The following is a 16,625-nucleotide window of genomic DNA, read 5'->3' as shown; positions in this document are numbered from 1 at the left end:
CAGCGCCCCCGCCCCGGCCTCCCGGCGAGGGGAGCGGCGTCGAACAGCAGCTCCCCCGCCGCCCGTCTCCGGCGCGCCGCGCCGCCCTCGCGCCGCCCCGCAGGCCACGATCCTCGCGAACCCGAACCCGAACCCGGACCCGGACCCGGACGCGGCCCTCGTCCGCCCCGCCGTCCTCGCCACCTCCCCAGCCCCGCCCTCGGCATCGTCCTCACACTCGTCCTCGAAGCCGCGTCATGACCGTCTCGATCGTCCTGTTCGCCTCCGATCTGCGACTGCACGACCACCCACCGCCGCGGGCCGCGACCGCCGGGGGCCGCCAGGTCGTTCCGTTGTTCGTGCGCGATCGGGACGTGACGGACGCCGGGTTCGCGGTGCCCAACCGGCTGGCGTTCCTCGCCGACTGTCCGCGGGACCTGGACGCCGGGCTGCGCGAGCGCGGCGGGCGACTGGTGGTGCGCTGACGTCGTCGAGGAGGTCTGCGCGCTGGCCGCGGCGGCCGGTGCCGACGAGGTGCACACGGCGGCCGACGTGAGCGGGTGCGCCCAGTCCCGCCAGCGCCGGCTGCGGCGCGCACTGGAGGCGGACGGGCGGCCGCTGCACGTGCACGGCACGGTGAACCATGCGGTCACGCCCGGCCGGTGACGCCGTCCGCCTCGGACCATTTCGCGGTCTTCACGCCGTACTTCCGCCACTGGCCGGCGCAGCGGCTGCGCGACCCGCCCGGTGCTCCGCGCGCGGTGTCCGTCCCGGACGGCATCGCCTCCGGGGAGTTCCCCTCCCGCGCCGGGCTGCCGGGCGTGTCCCCGGGGACGGCGTCAGGCGGCGAGAGGGCGGCCCGGAAGCAGCTCACCGCGTGGCTCCGTTCGGGCATCGCCGCGTACGCGGACCGGCACGACGACCTGGCCGGCGACGCGACCTCACGGCTGTCGCCCCATCTGCACTTCGGCACGCTCTCCCCCGTCGAACTCGCCCACCGCGCGCGGAAGGCGGGCGGCTCCGGCGCGGAGGCGTTCGTCCGGCAGTTCGCCTGGCGGGACTTCCACCGCCAGGTGCCGGCCGCGCGGCCCGCCGCGGCGGACGCCGACCACCGCACGCGGCACGACGACTGGCGGAGCGCACCGCCCGCGCGGACGTCGAGGCCTGACGGGAGGGCCGTACCGGCTCCGTTGATCGCCGCGGCGATGCGCCAACTGCGCCACGAGGGCTGGATGCACAACCGCGGGCACCTGCTGACGGCGAGCCTCCTGACGAAGACGCTGTACGTCGACTGGCGTGTGGGGGCACTGCACTTCCTGGACCTGCCGGTCGACGGGGACCTGGCGAACAACCAGCTGAACTGGCAGTGGGTGGCGGGCACCGGCACCCGCCCCAACCGCGTGCTCAGTCCCGTCGCCCAGGGCAGGCGGCACGATCCCGACGGCGCGTACGTCCGACGCCTGGTGCCCGAACTGGCCGGTGCCGCGGTGCACGAGCCGTGGCGGCTGCGCGTCCCGGACCGGGCGGAACTCGGGGGCTGCCCGGACCCGGTCGCCGACCTCGCCGACGGTCTGGCCCGCTTCCGGCGGGCCAGAGCGCTGCCCCGGGACGGAGACAGGGCGCAGAACCCTACACATAAAGCCGAAATAAGGGCAAAATGGAAGTAAGCGGTGCTCACCTCACACCGCGCCAGACACGGCCTGGCCTGCGAAGTCAAAGGAGACGAGTCATGGCCAACCTGCACAGGGGTGATATGACGACCCACCCCGATGTCTCCGAAATGCGGGAACGCTACGCCCGTATGCTCGGCGGTCGCGATGTGGCGCTCGTGGACGGGCCGGTCTTCCTGCTCGGCCTCTACTGCGCGGCATCCCCGTGGATCGTGCACTACACGACGAGCCAGCCCGCACTCGTGGCCCACAACCTGATCATGGGCATAGCGATAGGCCTGCTGGCTCTCGGCTTCACCCGGGCCCCCGAGCGGATGTACGGCCTCAGCTACGCCATGTGCGCCCTGGGCATCTGGATGATCATCGCCCCGTGGATCGTGGGCACGAGCCCCGACCGGGGCGTGGTCATCAACAACATCGTCATCGGCGCCCTGGCCCTCGTGCTCGGACTGGTCTGCGCCGGTACGGCGGCGAGGAGCACACCCAGGCCGTAGCAGGAGGCACGAGCGACACGGGAGAGCGAGCGGACACCGAGGGACGAGGAGGAACAGCCGACCGGATGAGGCCGGCCCGCCGAGCGGGCCGGCCTCACCGCACCCCGCACGACCGGCCAGCGCCTTGAATCCGCAGGCTCACCCTTGGAATCTCCTGCGAATTCACCCGTTCAATGATGGATTATGAGGCGATTCGAGGGGAACGCTACGAACATCTGTTACATGACGTATGGGTGACCTTGATGGACGGTCCGTAGCGTCGAAGACACACCGACGAACGAAACCGACCGAAGGACAGTTCACCGATGCGTGCACGTCGCACCCTGCGCACCACCCTCGTCGCCGCCGGCGCCACCGCCGTCCTGGCCGCCTCGGCCTCCGGCGCGTTCGCCGCCGCGGCCCCGCACTCGGCGCCCGTCGCCCACGGCGCGGCCCACCACCACTGCAAGGACAAGCGGGTCCTCGTCAAGACGGTTCGGCTCGCGGACAAGGTCTCCGTCGCCAAGGTCTACAAGACCGGCAGGCACCACCACCACTTCGAGGCGGAGATCTGGGCGAAGGGCACCAAGTACGGGACCCTCGTGGCCAAGGGCAAGCCCGCCCACGGCGAGAACAACGGCCTCCACGTCACGCTGCAGCCGAACGGCACGGTGACGTCCTGGGTCGAGCGGGCCAAGCCGCAGCCCAAGCCGCAGCCCGTCGCCCAGCGCATCCTCGTCTCCATCACCACGCTGGCCGACGACACGTCGACCGGCAAGGTCTACAAGCTCGGCCCCAACCACTACGAGGCCGACATCTACGCCCACGGCCACAAGGTCGACACCCTCGCCGCCAAGGGCCGCGCCGCCCACGGCGAGGACAACGGCCTGCACGTGGTCCTCAAGCCGGACGGCCGGCTGATCTCCTGGGTCGAGGACGCTTCGGACTACTCGCAGGGTCGCTGACCAGGCCCGGCTCAGCCGGTCACGGCGAACGAGATCCACATGTCCGGGGGAAGTCCCGGCCGGTCCGGCACCGGCCGGGGCTCACGTGTCCAGTCCTCCCCTGCCATGTCCCGGGCGACATGCGCCCAGAACCGTGCCGCGGCCGGGTTCCCGTCCTGGAAGGGGATCTCCCAGTTCCCGGGGTGCCGGCGCAGCACGTCCCGTACGGCCCGCGTCCCGAGCCCGAGCCGCCGCGCGCCGCGCACGACGAAGAAGGCGTTCAGCACCCGCACCGGCGTGTCCAGCGCGCGCACGAACGCGAAGCCCAGCGGACGCTCGTCCCTGAGGAACAGGTACGGCGCCCAGCCCGGCCGGGTGAAGGCGTGCTCGACCCGCTCGTTGCGGAAGGTGCCGTCGACGCCGGGCAGCGTGCCCCGGAACTCGGACAGGTCGTGATGGAACATCAGCCACAGCCGCTCGACGGTGGGCCGGTCTTCGGGGATCGCGGGGCGGACGGTCATGTCCGCCGAGAAGGTGTCGGTCATAGAACGAAAGCCTCCCCGGCGGACAAGACATCCGCTCCGGGGAGGCTCACAAAGGCTGATACAACTCTAGCTCATCCCGAGGCCGTTGCGCCGCTCAGCTCGGCTCGGCCGAGCTCGGTTCGAGGACCTGGTACTCCTCGGTGATCTCCTTCACGCCGAACGGCCACACCTTCTCCAGCCGGGCCCATACGACGAAGGCGACGCAGCCGAGGGCCAGCCAGGCCAGTGACCACTCGATGGGGTGGCGGCCCGGGGAGTTCTTGTCGGCATAGCCGTAGATCACGCACCAGCCGGCGAACGCGACGATGCTCGGCAGCGGGTAGAGCCACATCCGGTACGGGCGGCGCAGGTCCGGCTGCCGTCTGCGCACAACGGTCAGCGCGATGATCTGGGCGAGCGCCTGGACGATCACCATGACCGTGGTGAGCAACTGGATCAGGGTCGCGAGGTCGGTGTGCCGGCCGATCAGAAAGCCGACCGCGGTGATCACGCCCATGGTGGCCAGGCCCAGCATCGGGAAGCGGTGCCTGGGGTGCAGCCGCTCGTAGGGGCGGAAGAAGACGCGGTCGCGGGCGGCGTCGTAGGGGACGCGGGAGCCGCCGAGCAGTCCGGTGAAGACCGAGGCGAAGGCGGTGACGAGGATCAGCACGGTCACCACGTCGGCGGCGCCCTTGCCCCAGGTCTCCTCCAGCACCGCCGAGGCCACCGACGTCGAGGCGATGTCGTGCGGGTCGGTCATCCGGTGCCAGTCGATGACCCCGAGTGTGCCGATCTGGAGCAGCAGATAGATCGCCATGATGCCGAGGATGGAGAAGAGGATCGAGCGCGGGAGGTTCCGGCCCGGGTCCTTGATCTCGGCGCCCATGTAGGCGGTGGTGTTGTAGCCCAGGTAGTCGTAGATGCCGATGGTCAGGCCCGCGGCGAAGCCGAGCCAGAAGTGGTTGCTCGTCAGGTCGAAGGCGCCGGACGGGTAGGTGAAGGCCCGGTGCGGGCTGAAGTCGCCGGCGGCGGCGACGATCACCAGGACGACCGAGGCGATCATCACGGTCCACATGACCGCGGTGATCCGGGCGATTTGTTCGATACCGCGCCACAGGAGCAGCACGACCAGGACGATCACGCCGAGACCGATCAGATCGCCCGCCGTCTGGCCGAGGCCGGGGGCCAGATAGCCCAGGTACTGCACGAAACCGACCACACCGGTCGACATGATCAGCGGGATGAAGAGCATCGCCGTCCACACGAACAGGAACGGCATCAGCCGTCCGGTGCGGTACTGGAAGGCCTGGCGCAGATAGACGTAACTCCCGCCGGAGCCGGGCATCGAGGCGCCCAGCTCCGCCCAGACCAGTCCGTCGCACAGCGCGAGGACCGCGCCCGCGACGAAGCCGATGACCGCCTGGGGTCCGCCGAACGCGGCGACCATCAGCGGGATCGTCACGAACGGCCCGATGCCGCACATCTGGCTCATGTTGATGGCCGCGGCCTGGAACAGGCCGACACGGCGGACGAAACCGCCCGAGGGCGGCGGGCTACCGGACATGGGGACTCCTGACGCGACGGGCGCGCGGCCCGCGTATCTGCGCGACGACTCCGCCCGGGCCGGGCTGACTGGGCGATAAAGTTAAGGAGCCTTACTAGCCGCGTCAAGTAGGCGTGAAGAATGCACGAGAATGGTGCGATGGCCGGGAGCGATGTCGTGGAGCAGCAGGAACAGCCCTGGAACCGCCGGCGGCTGCGCAGCACCAACGAGCGGCTGCTGCTGGACCGGTTGCGCGCCCAGGGCGCGGCCTCGCGCGCCCAACTGGCCCGCGAGACCGGCCTGTCGAAGCCGACGGTCTCCAGCGCGCTGGCCTCGCTCGCCGGTGCCGGCCTGGTGCACGAGGTCGGCACCCACGCCCCGGAGCGCGGCCGCACCGCCGTGCTCTACGCCCCCGACCCCGCCGCCGGGCACGCGCTCGGCATCGACATCGGCCGGGGCTGGCTGCGTGTGGCGGTCGCCGATCTGGACGGCACGGTCGTCGCCCGCTGCGACGTACGCAACCGGGCCCGCACCTCCGGCGCGCTGGCCGACCTGGTCGTGGGCACCGCCCGCCAGGCGATCGCGGGCTCCGGGGTGAATGCGGCCGAGGTGGTGCACGGAGTGGTCGGCACGCCGGGTGTCTACGACGAGAGGCAGCGGCGCGTGCGGTACGCGATGCATCTGCCGGGCTGGGGCCGCGCGGGGCTCGTGGACCGGATGCGCGAGGAACTCGGCGTGCCGCTGGAGGTGCACAACGACGCCAACCTCGCCGCGCTCGGCGAGTACACGTACGGCGTCGGCACCGGCAGCCGGCTGTTCGCGTACATCCTCATCGGCACCGGTCTCGGCATGGGCGTGGTCAGCGAGGGGCGGCTGTTCACGGGGGCGCGCGGACTGGCCGGCGAGATCGGGTTCCTGCCCTGGCCGGGGCGGCACAAGCCGGAGCGGCTGGAGGACGCGGTGTCCGGGGTGGCCGTGGTGGAGGCCGCCCGGCAGTTCGGGATGAGCGGGCAGCTCACGGCGAAGGCCGTCTTCGACGCGGCCCGGCAGGGCAATCCGGCGGCCGGGCAGGCGGTGGAGCTGGAGGCCGAGCGGATCGCGCACACCGTGGCGGCGGCCGCCGCCGTGCTCGACCCGGACCTGGTGGTGCTCGGTGGCGGGGTCGGTCACAGCGTCGACCTGCTGCTGCGGCCGGTCCAGGAGCAGGTGCGCGGCCTCACCCCGCTGCGCCCGCGCATCGCCCCGAGCCGGCTCGGCGAGGACGCGGTGCTGCTGGGCGCGGTGGCTACGGCGCTGGACACGGCCCGGGACCTGGTGTTCGAGCGCAGGGCGGCCGGCGCGCACTGAGCGCTCCGCTGGAAGTGCCGCAATGTGCCGTCGGCCATACGGGTCCGTCGTGGCTGGTCGCGCAGTTCCCCGTACCCCTTTGCCCCTTCGGGGCGCCGCCGAACCGCACCGGAATTCGCCGGACCCGCTGAGTCATCCGACCGGCCGACCGCTCGAAGTCCCGCTGCGGCCACGGTCATTGACACACCCGGTGCGGCGTCCTAGCGTGACCCAAGTTAGTAAAGTTTCCTAACTTTACGAGCCTGGAGACCGCCGTGTTCCCTCGCCCCGCCCCCTCGGCACGCCGGTACGCCGTCACCGCGCTGGTCCTCGGCCTGCTCGGCGGCTCGCTGACGAGCGGCGCCCGGGCCGGCGCCCGGCAGCAGCAGCCACCGGGCCCGGTCACGCACGTCGCCTCGGCGGCCGGCACCGGCACCGCGCTCACCGGCTACGCCATCCAGTCCTCGGCGAAGGTGACCGACTCGGCCGCCGCGGTCTCGTCGCCCGGCTATCCGGCGACGGGCTGGTATCCGGCGGGCGCCCGCTCCACGGTACTGGCCGCGCTGCTCGCCGACGGCGTCTACGCCGACCCGTTCTTCTCCACCAACCAGCAGAAGATCCCGACGGCCGACTTCCAGGTCCCCTGGTGGTACCGTGCCGACTTCGCCGTCCAGGACACCTCCCGGCGCACCTACCTCGACTTCAGCGGCGTCGTCTCGGCGGCCGACGTGTACGTCGACGGCCACCGGGTCGCGACCGCCGAGGACGTCACCGGCGCCTACACGCACCACGAACTGGACGTCACCTCGCTGGTGAGGTCCGGTACCAACACGGTCGCCCTCCACATCCGGCCCAACGACCCGGCCAAGGACCTCACGACGGGCTGGATCGACTGGCTCCAGCCGCCGCCCGACCGGAACATGGGCATCGTCCGGGACGTCCTGGTGCGCAGGGGCGGCCCGGTCGCGCTGCGCGACGTACACGTGGACACCAGGCTGGCCGTGCCGTCGCTGGCCACCGCGGACCTGACGGTGACCGCACAGGCCCGCAACGACACCGCCGCCCCGGTCACGGCCGACCTCACCGGCACCCTCGGCACGACCACCTTCACCCGCCGGGTCCCGCTCGCCGCGCACGAGACGAAGACCGTCACCTTCTCCCCCGCCGACACCCCGGGCCTGCACCTGACCGCGCCGAAGGTGTGGTGGCCGGCCGGGATGGGCGGACAGCCGCTGTACGACCTCCGCCTCACCGCGTCCGTCACCGGTACGACGTCGGACACCGCGCACCGGAGCTTCGGCATCCGCGACGTCCAGGCACCGCTGGACTCCGACGGTGCCCGCCGGTACCGGATCAACGGCCGCCCGCTGCTGATCAAGGGCGGCGGCTGGTCGCCCGACGAGTTCCTGCGCTGGGACAGCCGCTACGTCGAGGACCGGCTGAAGTACGCCGTCGACCTGGGCCTGAACGCCATCCGCCTCGAAGGACACCTGGAACCGGACGAGTTCTTCGACCTGGCCGACCGCTACGGCGTGCTCACCCTCCCGGGCTGGGAGTGCTGCGACAAGTGGGAGGGCAACGTCAACGGCTCCGGCGAGCCCGGGGAGCCGTGGACCGACGCCGACTACCCGGTGGCGAAGGCGTCCATGGCCGCCGAGGCCGCCCGGCTGCGCGACCACCCCAGCGTGATCTCCTTCCTGATCGGCAGCGACTTCGCGCCCGACGCGAAGATCGAGAAGACCTATCTGGACGCCCTGAAGGCGGCCGACTGGCCCGACCCGGTCGTCTCCGCCGCATCCGACAACTCCTCGCCGCAGCTGGGCCGTTCGGGCCTGAAGATGACCGGGCCGTACGACTGGGTGCCGCCCGGCTACTGGTACGCCAAGCGCGAGGGCGGGGCCACCGGCTTCAACTCCGAGACCAGCGCGGGCCCGAGCATCCCCACCCTCGACACCCTGCGCCGTATGCTCACCCCGGCCGAGCTCGACACCCTCTGGCGGGATCCGGGCGCCCGGCAGTACCACCGCTCGCCGTCCCCCGTCTTCGGCACGCTGAAGATCTATGACAACGCCCTCACCGGCCGCTACGGCGCACCGAAGAGCCTCGTCGACTACGTCCGCAAGGCCCAGCTGGCCCAGTACGAGGACGTCCGCGCCCAGTTCGAGGCGTACGAGCGGAACGCGACGGACTCCTCGAAGCCCGCGACCGGCATGATCCACTGGATGTTCAACAGCGGCTGGACGTCCCTGCACTGGCAGTTGACGGACCGCTACCTCGACCAGGGCGGCGCCTACTTCGGCGCGAAGAAGGCGAACGAGCCGCTGCACATCCAGTACGGCTACGACAACCGCCAGGTCGCCGTCGTGAACGACCGGCACGACGCCGCGCACGGACTCACCGCACGGGCCACCCTCTTCGATCCCGACGGCACCCGGAGGTACGCCGCGTCGGTGCGCGATGTCTCGGTGAACGGCGACGGCGCCCACACGACCGCGCTGACGCTGCCGGCCTCGGTGAACGGACTGGCGCGGACGTATCTGCTCCGGCTGGACCTGACGGACGCCGCGGGCAGGGAGGTGAGCCGGAACGTGTACTGGCTCTCGACCCGGCCCGACACCCTCGACTGGTCCGGCACCACCTGGTACTACACGCCGACGACGAGCTACGCCGATCTCACGGGACTCGCCTCGATGGCCCAGGTGCCGGTGTCGGCGACGGCGGCGACGACCGCCTCGGACGGGACCTCGACCACGACGGTCGCCCTGCACGGCACCGGGAGCGGGAGGACGCCGGCCCTGCTGACGGACGTCCACCTCGTGGACGCGCGGGGCAGACCGGTGCTTCCGGTGCGCTGGTCGGACAACGAGGTGAGCCTGTGGCCCGGCGAGTCGGTGACGCTGACGGCCACCTACCGGACGGCCGATCTGCACGGCTCGGCCCCGGGTGTGCGGGTCTCCGGCTGGAACACGCCCGAGCGGACGATTCCGGCGGGATGAGGGAGGAAGCGGAACGGGGACGGGCTCCAACGGCCCGCCCCCGTACGGCTGTTGCCTCAGGAGACGTCGAGCGCGGTGTCGTCGACGACGAACGAGGTCTGGTACTTGGAGCCCTCGGTCCCGGTGAACTTCAGGGTGACGGTCTGCCCGGCGTAGCTGCTCAGGTCGAAGCTGCGCTGGGTGTAGCCGGAGGCCGCGTTCAGGTTCGAGTACGTGGCCAGGGTGCCGAGGACCGTGCCGGAGCTGTTCAGCACCTGCACCTTGAGGGTGTCGTAGGCGGTGCTGGTGGTGGTCTCGGCCGTGTCGATGTGCAGGTAGAAGCTGAGCTTGGCCGAGGTGCAGCCGGACGGGACGCTCACCGACTGGGAGAGGGTGTCGGTGGTGGCGGTGCCGTTGCCGTCGAGCCAGGCGTAGTACGAGCCCGAACGGGCGGCCTCTCCACTGGAGTTGGTGATGACGCCGCTGGAGGCGCTCCAGGTGGAGTTGCCCGACTCGAAGCCGTTGTTGCCGAGGAGCTGGCCGGCGGTGCAGGTGCCGGTGCCGCCGCCCCCGGTGCCGCCGCCTCCGCCGCCGCTGGTGCCCGAACCGGCCAGCCAGGCGGTGGCGTTGAGCGCGAGGGCCGCGTTGGTGGCGCTGGAGTCGTTCCAGCCGTCGTACAGGGTGTTGCCCGCCTGGCCGGTGCCGTCGTCGATCGGGGAGCTGTCGCCCCAGTAGGCGACGCGGCCACTGCCGAAGGTGCTGGTGAGGAAGAAGGCGCCGGTGTTTCCGGAGTAACCGGTGCGGTAGAGCAGGCCCTTGACGGCGGAGTTGTCGCCGGGCTTGAGGGTGGCGGTGGTGCCGTTGGCGATCAGGCTCTTGGTAACGGTCCCGAAGGAGCCGTGCAGGACCGGGTCGGTGCTGTCACTGATCGCGGCCGGGTGGTCGGAGCTGATGTTGAGCGAGTCGATCGAGAAGCCGAACGGGTCGCTGGAGTCGACGCTGTTGTTGGTCATCAGATCGTTGAGGATCTGGACCGAGTCGTAGCCGTCGTTGTTGCGGTCCGAGCCGGTGTGGTCGGAGATCATGAACAGGCCGCCGCCGTTCTTCACGAAGTTCATGATCGCCGTCTTCTCGGCGCTCGTGAACAGCGTGTTGGGCTCCGGCAGGACCAGCGTGTCGAAGTTCGACAGGTCGAGCGAGGACGAGCCGCCGTAGCTGAGGCTGGAGCCGGTCGGCAGCGTCTTCAGGCTGTAGTCGCCGGTCTTCTGGAGGGCCACGCCCCAGGAGGACAGGGCGCCGGTCCAGTCGGTCTCGGCGGACGGGGAGGCGTTCTGGCCGAGCGGGTCGGGCTGGCTGGTGGAGATGATCCAGTCGGCGTTGCCGGCCGTCTCGGCGTGGGCGTTGTCGAACAGGACGCGGTGCGTGGTGGCCGCGTGGGCGGGGGTGCTGCCGCTGCCGACCTGGACGGCGGCTCCGGTGAGGAGCAGTCCGAAACCGGCCAGGGCGGTGGTGACTCTGCGGCGGGATCTCCTGGATCCAAGCATCCGGCGAACCTCCATGAAGGGTGGGGAGAGGCGGTTGGGGGGCCGCCAAATCTGCGCGCGTAGAACCGGATTGAGGGTTCTACACGCGTGGACTGCTTGAAAGGTACATGGCATGACAGCCCGGTGAACAGAAAGTCCCGGCAATGAGCGCGGGGCCTCTCCCCGCCCCTTCTCCGCAGGAGCGCGCTCAATTCCCGTACAGATACGGGGTGGTGGTGCTCAGTGCGTGGAAGCCGAGGCGCTGGAGGATCGGGCGGCTCATGGCGGAGGCGTCGACCTGCAGAAAGCGGTAGCCGTGGGCGGCGGCGACGCGGGCGCGATGGGCGACCAGGGCACGGTAGAGCCCCCGGCCGCGCCAGCTCTCGACGGTGCCGCCACCCCACAGTCCGGCGAACGCGGTGCCGGGCACCAGCTCCATGCGGGCCGCGCTGACCGGTTCGTCCCCGGCGAGCGCGACCACGGCGACGACCGTGCCGTGGTCGGCGGCCAGCCGCGCGAGCAACTGGTGGCGCAGCCGTGTGCCGTCGGTGCCGAAGGCCTTCTCGTGCACGTCCACGACGAGGTCGATGCCGGCCTCGTCGGCGGCCTCCACGAGCCGGACACCGGCCGGCGGTTCGGCGTCCGGGGCGAGCCGGGCGGTCTCGGCGACGAGCAGCGTCTCCTCGGGCTCGGCCCGGAATCCGGCGGCGGCGAGCCGGGCACCCAGGTCGGCCGGCCGGTCGTGGCCGTAGAGCTTCCACTCGAAGTCGCGGCCCAGGGAGGTGAAATGGGCGATCTGGTCGCGGATCGCCCGGTCGGCGCCGGTCTCGTCCAGGTTGCTCCAGAGCACGCCGTTCCAGCCGTGGGCGTCCGCGACCTGCCGCACGACCGCGCCGGCCCGTTCGACCCGGACGCCGGGGCCGTCGGGGCGGGCTCGCTCGCGCACGTCCCGGTCGTAGAGCGCGAGCACCGCTGTGTGATCCATGCACCCAGCTGACCAGGCCGGCTCCGGCCGGGCAACGGAATTTGCCGTACGACGGCCCGGTCCGGCCGCGCGCACAGTTGTCCCAGAGGCAAAAGCCGCCAGCCGGGCGGGTCCCGGTGGCCGTGACGTGCGACGCCGGAGATCATGCCGTCAGGAGGTCCGTGGACGATGGCGAAGGACAGTGAGCTGCGGCATCTGCGCCGCTGTGTGGAGCTGGCCGGCGAGGCGCTGGAGAACGGCGACGAGCCGTTCGGCTCGGTGCTCGTGGCGGCGGACGGCACAGTGCCGGCCGAGGACCGCAACCGGGTGGCCGGCGGGGACGACACCCGGCATCCCGAGTTCGAGCCGGCCCGCTGGTCAGCCACGCATCTGACCGCCGAGGAGCGGGCGGGCGCCACCGTCTACACCTCCGGCGAGCACTGCCCGATGTGCGCGGCCGCCGCGCATACGTGCGTGGGGCTCGGCCGCATCGTGTACGTCGCCTCGTCCGCCCAACTCACGGCAGGCTCGCTGAGTTGGGCGTACCGCAGGCGCCGGTGCGGCCGCTGCCCGTCCGGGAGGTCGCGCCCGGCGTGGCCGTGGCGGGGCCGGTACCGGAGCTGGTGGACGGGGTGCGTGAGCTGCACCGGCGCCGCCACCGGCCGTAACTCCCCTGTGACTCAGCCGAGTTCGAGGGTGGTGACGCCGAAGACGCGGTGCCGGGCGTGGTCGCGGACCGGCCCGGTGTACATCCGGGCGGTCTCGAAGGAGGCGCGGAGTCCGGCCTCTTCGGCGAGCGCGACACCGGCCGCGTTCGTCTCGGGCACGTCGATGGCCACCTCGCGTCCGGCGGCCTCGGTGGTGAGGGCGGTGAACAGGGCCCGGGCGTCCTCCGTCGTGTCGGCGAACAACGGGCCGATGCGCAGGCTGTCGTGGCCGGGGCGGAGCACTCCGTACCCGGTCGGACGCCCGCCGTCGTGGCGGACGAAGGCCCGATGGCCGGGGCCGGTGAGCCACTGGGTGAGGAAGCGGGGCCGGTCGGCCGGGTAGCAGACGCTGTCGTAGGCGAGGAGCGCGGCGAGATCGCCGGGGCCGGCCGGGCGGACCTCCCGGGGTGTCGCGCCCTGGGGCGCGATGCCGGTGAACCGGATGGTGCGGTGGGCGAGTTCGAACCCGGACTGGCGGTAGTTGTCCTGCTGGGCGACGACTCCGTCCAGGCCGACGGTGCGGCTCCCGGCGTGCGCCAGGGCGGTCTTCCAGGTGGTGAGGCCGTGGCCGTGGCCGCGCAGGTCGGGGCGGACCAGGTAGCAGCCCAGGAAGGCGTATTCCTGGCCGTAGTTGACGACGGAGATGGCCGACACCGGCTCCCCGTCGATCCGGCCGAGGAAGAACCCTTCGGGATCCTGCGCGAAGAACGCGGGTCCGTCGGACACGCCGGGGTTCCAGCCCTCCGCCGCCGCCCATGCGGCGATCATCGGCCAGTCGTCGAGTGTGGCCTGTGTGACGACGAGGTCGTGGGGGGCCGCAGGGGTCATCGGTGCGCTCCATTTCCGTCGGGACCGGACTGCCGTGCCGCATCCTTCCGGATCGACGGAGGCCGCGCCATGTCAAGATCAGCCGTTGCGGAACCGCGCACCGCGCGCAGCAGCGCGGGTGCCGTCGCGACGACGAACAGCCCGAAGAGGGTGATCGGCGGCAGCCCCACCGGCCGCAGCAGCGCGGTGGGATGCGCCACCACCCAGGACCGGTTGGCATACCAGTTGGCGAGGACGTCCAGTGTCATCACCGCCGTCGCGAGCCGGATGCCCGCGGGCCGTACCCGCAGGATCAGGACGGCGGCGAGCGGGTCGAGGACGATCAGGGCCACGAAGAACACCTGCAACGGCAACGGGCCGAAGCCGGCGTAGGCGTGCAGTCCGCCGCGCGCCAGGTCGGCGGCGTGGGCGCCGGTCCCTTCCAGGAATCCGGCGGCGTAGAGCACGAGTGCCGCCCGCGCCCTGCGGGGCAGCGCCCGCCATCGCCCGCGTATGCCGTCCGTCACCGGAACAACGTACTGCACGACGATCAAGCCCCACCGGGCCGGCGTCCGGTGGGGCCTTCGCCGGGTGCCGGGACGTCAGCGGGCGCGGCCCGGACGGAAGCGGCGGTAGAGGACGGCACCGCCGAGCAGGAGCGCGGCGCTGCCCACGGCGGCGGGGAGGGTCGCGTCGGCGCCGGTGTGGGCCAGCGCGGACACCGACGGCTCCGGCGCGGGCGCGAGCGGGACGGTGCGGTGCCGCACGGGCGCCGGGGGCGGGGTGTGCGGATGCCGCGGGGTGCGGGGGTGGCCGACGGAGCCGTTGACGGAGGTGTTGCCGACGGCCGGGTTGCCGATGCCGACCACGTTGACGCTGTTGCCGCTGATGTTCACCGGCAGATCGACGGGGAGCTGGACGCCGTTGCCGGAGAGCACCCCGGGCGAGTCATGGGCGGTACCGTGAGCGGCGGCTCCGCCGGACGTGGCCGCGCGGCCCTTCGTGTGGCCACCGGTGTTGGCGCAGCGGTTGCCCATCGCGGGGTTGAGCAGTCCCACCACGTCGACGGTGTTGCCGCAGGCGTTCACCGGCAGGTCCAGCGGGAGCTGGATGCCGTTGCCGGAGACCAGCCCGGGCGAGCCGGCCGCGGTGCCGTCGGCGGCGCTGCCGTCGGCCGCGAAGGCGGCGGACACCGGAAGCGCCACGGCCATCGCTCCGGAGGCGGTGACAAGGGCGATCACACCGTTTCGGGTAGCCCGTCTCATAGGTTCCCTGCCTTCCAGACATCGTCGCGGGCAGTCGCCCGCACCCCGTAAAACGCGGGTGAACCATCCGAGTTATGGCTTATCGGTCTTTCACCCCGTCGAGCGACACCGATATCGAACCGCATGTAAAGCGTCTCAATGATCAACATCAGGGAGCATAAGGAGCGAATGGTACGGCGCCGAATGGCTCCCCGCACGCCCGGAGGCGGGCGCTCCACGGCCCGCTTATGGTGATCCGAGGGCGCCGTCCCCCGGTCCGCGACAGGCGTCCCGGGAGGCGATCGATGCAGGCCAAGCCGACCACACGGTCCGCCGTGCGGCGCTGCGCGGGAGCCGGAGCCCTCGCTCTGGCGCTGCTCGGCGCCGGACTGCCCGCGGCCGCCGCCGCCCGGCCGCAGCCGGACCTGTCCCGGTTCTACCGGCAGAAGCCGACATGGTCGCCCTGCACGAGCCCGGACATGCCGAAGGACCTCCAGTGCACCGCGGTCACCGTCCCGCTCGACTACGCCCGTCCGCGCTCGGGAACCCTCGACATAGCCCTGGCCCGCTACCGCGCGACCGGCGCCTCGCACGGCTCGGTGCTGCTGAACTTCGGCGGCCCCGGCGGCGCCGGGATCAGTGAACTCGCCTCGGACGGGCGGGAGTTCATGGACCTGACCAACGGCTACGACGTGGTCACCTTCGACCCGCGCGGCGTCGGCCGCTCCTCCCCCGTCAGCTGCGGCGCGGGCGCCGACGAGGTTTCCGACCTGCCGGACGACAGCGCCGGCCTCGACCATCCCCGCGAACTGCTGCGGCAGTTGAAGCTGGCCGCCGCCGAGTGCGCCCGGCACTCCGGCCCGGTGCTCGCCCACATAGGCACCGTGGACGCCGCCCGCGACCTCGACGTGATCCGCCAGGCTCTCGGCGACAAGAAGCTCAACTACCTGGGCTTCTCCTACGGGACCCGGCTCGGCGCGGTCTACGCGGCCGAGTTCCCGCACAAGGTCGGCCGGTTCGCCCTCGACGGCGTGGACACCCTGACGGAGCCACTGTCCGAGCAGGGGGTGGCCGGAGCCGAGGGACAGCAGACCGCGCTGGACGATTTCCTGGACTGGTGTACGACGGACGTCGCCTGCCCGTTCGGCCAGGACCGGCGCTCCGCCGGGGAGCAGATCGTGCGGCTGGTGCACTCGCTCGACGCGCACCCGGTCGCGACGGACCTCGGCGGCAGCCTGTCCGGGCAGGACCTGGTGGGCGCCATCGGGCAGGGCCTTTACAGCAAGGAGCTGTGGCCCTCGCTGGAGCGGGCGCTGGCCTCGCTGACGCAGGAGGGCGACACCCGCGGCGTGCTGGCCTTCGCCACCGGCGGCTCCAGCCTGCCCGTTCGGTCGGGCACGGCGACGGCGGACGCCTCCGGCGGGCACCACAAGAAGGGCGGCGTCGTCGGTCCGCAGGACGTCCCGACGGACAACCTGATGGCCGCGCTGATGGCGATCAACTGCGCGGACGACCCCGACCGGCCCGACGCCAACCGGATCGTCGCGGACCTCAAGGACCTGCGGGCCCGGTACGAGCAGGCCTCCCCGGTCTTCGGCCGCTACCGGCTGACCCAGCTGCTCATGTGCTACGGCCGCCCCAGGGGCACCGACTTCGTCCGCGACCGGGTCAAGAACGTCGACACCGGCGACATGCTGCTCGTGGGCACGCGCGGGGACCCGGCGACGCCGTACCAGTGGACCGTGGAGACGGCCGCGCGGCTGGGGTCGTCGGCGGTGGTGCTGGACAACAAGGGCGACGGCCACACCGGGTACACCTCCTCCACGTGCGTGCACGAGAAGGTCGACGACTTCCTGCTGTACGGCTCCCTGCCGCCGAGCGGCAGTTCCTGCCCGGCCGACGGGAAGGACTGGAGCGACACCACGGACTCGGACGACTGACGACTG

12 protein-coding genes and 2 pseudogenes are annotated in these 16,625 nt (G+C 71.9%); 7 read left to right on the top strand and 7 right to left on the bottom strand.

What is annotated here, in order from left to right:
* Nucleotides 1-236 precede the first annotated feature (236 nt).
* The 3 genes and pseudogenes from BIV25_RS33405 (at nucleotide 237) to BIV25_RS33395 (ending at nucleotide 3,087) form a co-directional block, all read left to right on the top strand.
* Nucleotides 237-1,646 (top strand): annotated as a pseudogene (locus BIV25_RS33405) (FAD-binding domain-containing protein).
* A 62-nt stretch (nucleotides 1,647-1,708) separates the two neighbouring features.
* Nucleotides 1,709-2,143 carry an SPW repeat protein gene (locus tag BIV25_RS33400; protein ID WP_071376238.1) on the top strand — a complete coding sequence of 145 codons (435 nt, stop codon included), beginning with the start codon at nucleotides 1,709-1,711 and terminating at the stop codon, nucleotides 2,141-2,143.
* Between the two features lie 305 nt (nucleotides 2,144-2,448).
* Nucleotides 2,449-3,087, top strand: a complete 639-nt coding sequence (locus BIV25_RS33395) for a hypothetical protein (protein ID WP_071376237.1) — start codon at nucleotides 2,449-2,451, stop codon at nucleotides 3,085-3,087.
* 11 nt (nucleotides 3,088-3,098) lie between these two features.
* Here the strand turns inward: BIV25_RS33395 and BIV25_RS33390 are convergent, their stop codons facing one another.
* Nucleotides 3,099-3,611, bottom strand: a complete 513-nt coding sequence (locus BIV25_RS33390; protein WP_071376236.1) for a GNAT family N-acetyltransferase — start codon at nucleotides 3,609-3,611, stop codon at nucleotides 3,099-3,101.
* A gap of 94 nt (nucleotides 3,612-3,705) precedes the next feature.
* Nucleotides 3,706-5,154 carry an APC family permease gene (locus BIV25_RS33385; protein ID WP_079177038.1) on the bottom strand — a complete coding sequence of 483 codons (1,449 nt, stop codon included), beginning with the start codon at nucleotides 5,152-5,154 and terminating at the stop codon, nucleotides 3,706-3,708.
* 138 nt (nucleotides 5,155-5,292) lie between these two features.
* Between BIV25_RS33385 and BIV25_RS33380 the strand changes: the two genes are divergently transcribed.
* The gene (locus BIV25_RS33380) at nucleotides 5,293-6,480 is read left to right on the top strand and encodes an ROK family transcriptional regulator (protein WP_071376235.1); all 1,188 of its coding nucleotides are present in this window, start codon (nucleotides 5,293-5,295) and stop codon (nucleotides 6,478-6,480) included.
* A gap of 254 nt (nucleotides 6,481-6,734) precedes the next feature.
* Entirely contained in the window at nucleotides 6,735-9,455 is a 2,721-nt protein-coding gene (locus BIV25_RS33375) for an exo-beta-D-glucosaminidase (protein WP_071376234.1), read from the top strand.
* A gap of 56 nt (nucleotides 9,456-9,511) precedes the next feature.
* On the opposite strand, the gene BIV25_RS33370 is transcribed toward BIV25_RS33375, so the two are convergent.
* Nucleotides 9,512-10,978, bottom strand: coding sequence for a hydrolase (locus BIV25_RS33370; RefSeq protein WP_071376233.1), 1,467 nt, complete (start codon nucleotides 10,976-10,978; stop codon nucleotides 9,512-9,514).
* A gap of 187 nt (nucleotides 10,979-11,165) precedes the next feature.
* Nucleotides 11,166-11,942 (bottom strand): GNAT family N-acetyltransferase, encoded by a 777-nt coding sequence (locus BIV25_RS33365; RefSeq protein WP_071376232.1) that lies wholly within the window; start codon nucleotides 11,940-11,942, stop codon nucleotides 11,166-11,168.
* A gap of 168 nt (nucleotides 11,943-12,110) precedes the next feature.
* Here BIV25_RS33365 and BIV25_RS48025 point away from each other — a divergent pair.
* Nucleotides 12,111-12,589, top strand: a pseudogene (locus BIV25_RS48025) (nucleoside deaminase).
* 12 nt (nucleotides 12,590-12,601) lie between these two features.
* Here the strand turns inward: BIV25_RS48025 and BIV25_RS33355 are convergent.
* The 3 genes from BIV25_RS33355 to BIV25_RS33345 all read right to left on the bottom strand — a co-directional run bounded on the left by BIV25_RS33355 (nucleotide 12,602) and on the right by BIV25_RS33345 (nucleotide 14,676).
* Nucleotides 12,602-13,456 (bottom strand): GNAT family N-acetyltransferase, encoded by an 855-nt coding sequence (locus BIV25_RS33355; protein ID WP_071376230.1) that lies wholly within the window; start codon nucleotides 13,454-13,456, stop codon nucleotides 12,602-12,604.
* Nucleotides 13,453-13,962 carry a hypothetical protein gene (locus BIV25_RS33350; RefSeq protein WP_256256515.1) on the bottom strand — a complete coding sequence of 170 codons (510 nt, stop codon included), beginning with the start codon at nucleotides 13,960-13,962 and terminating at the stop codon, nucleotides 13,453-13,455. Before BIV25_RS33350 ends, BIV25_RS33355 begins: the two co-directional genes overlap by 4 nt.
* Nucleotides 13,963-14,037: 75 nt before the next feature.
* Nucleotides 14,038-14,676: a chaplin gene (locus BIV25_RS33345; RefSeq protein WP_071376228.1), complete on the bottom strand. Its 639-nt coding sequence runs from the start codon at nucleotides 14,674-14,676 to the stop codon at nucleotides 14,038-14,040.
* A 308-nt stretch (nucleotides 14,677-14,984) separates the two neighbouring features.
* On the opposite strand from BIV25_RS33345, the gene BIV25_RS33340 reads away from it, so the two are divergent.
* Nucleotides 14,985-16,619 (top strand): alpha/beta hydrolase, encoded by a 1,635-nt coding sequence (locus tag BIV25_RS33340; protein WP_071376227.1) that lies wholly within the window; start codon nucleotides 14,985-14,987, stop codon nucleotides 16,617-16,619.
* Nucleotides 16,620-16,625 lie beyond the last annotated feature (6 nt).

Origin of the sequence: Streptomyces sp. MUSC 14, from assembly GCF_001866675.1 — a bacterium.
Classification (GTDB): Bacteria; Actinomycetota; Actinomycetes; order Streptomycetales; family Streptomycetaceae; genus Streptomyces.
This window is presented reverse-complemented; position numbering and strand designations above follow the sequence as displayed.

What these genes read in the sequence shown, in the direction of transcription:
- BIV25_RS33400 (WP_071376238.1), top strand. Translation starts at nt 1,709, where the DNA reads ATGGCCAACCTGCACAGGGGTGATATGACGACCCACCCCGATGTCTCC.
- BIV25_RS33395 (WP_071376237.1), top strand. Translation starts at nt 2,449, where the DNA reads ATGCGTGCACGTCGCACCCTGCGCACCACCCTCGTCGCCGCCGGCGCC.
- BIV25_RS33390 (WP_071376236.1), bottom strand. Translation starts at nt 3,611, where the DNA reads ATGACCGACACCTTCTCGGCGGACATGACCGTCCGCCCCGCGATCCCC.
- BIV25_RS33385 (WP_079177038.1), bottom strand. Translation starts at nt 5,154, where the DNA reads ATGTCCGGTAGCCCGCCGCCCTCGGGCGGTTTCGTCCGCCGTGTCGGC.
- BIV25_RS33380 (WP_071376235.1), top strand. Translation starts at nt 5,293, where the DNA reads ATGGCCGGGAGCGATGTCGTGGAGCAGCAGGAACAGCCCTGGAACCGC.
- BIV25_RS33370 (WP_071376233.1), bottom strand. Translation starts at nt 10,978, where the DNA reads ATGCTTGGATCCAGGAGATCCCGCCGCAGAGTCACCACCGCCCTGGCC.
- BIV25_RS33365 (WP_071376232.1), bottom strand. Translation starts at nt 11,942, where the DNA reads ATGGATCACACAGCGGTGCTCGCGCTCTACGACCGGGACGTGCGCGAG.
- BIV25_RS33355 (WP_071376230.1), bottom strand. Translation starts at nt 13,456, where the DNA reads ATGACCCCTGCGGCCCCCCACGACCTCGTCGTCACACAGGCCACACTC.
- BIV25_RS33340 (WP_071376227.1), top strand. Translation starts at nt 14,985, where the DNA reads ATGCAGGCCAAGCCGACCACACGGTCCGCCGTGCGGCGCTGCGCGGGA.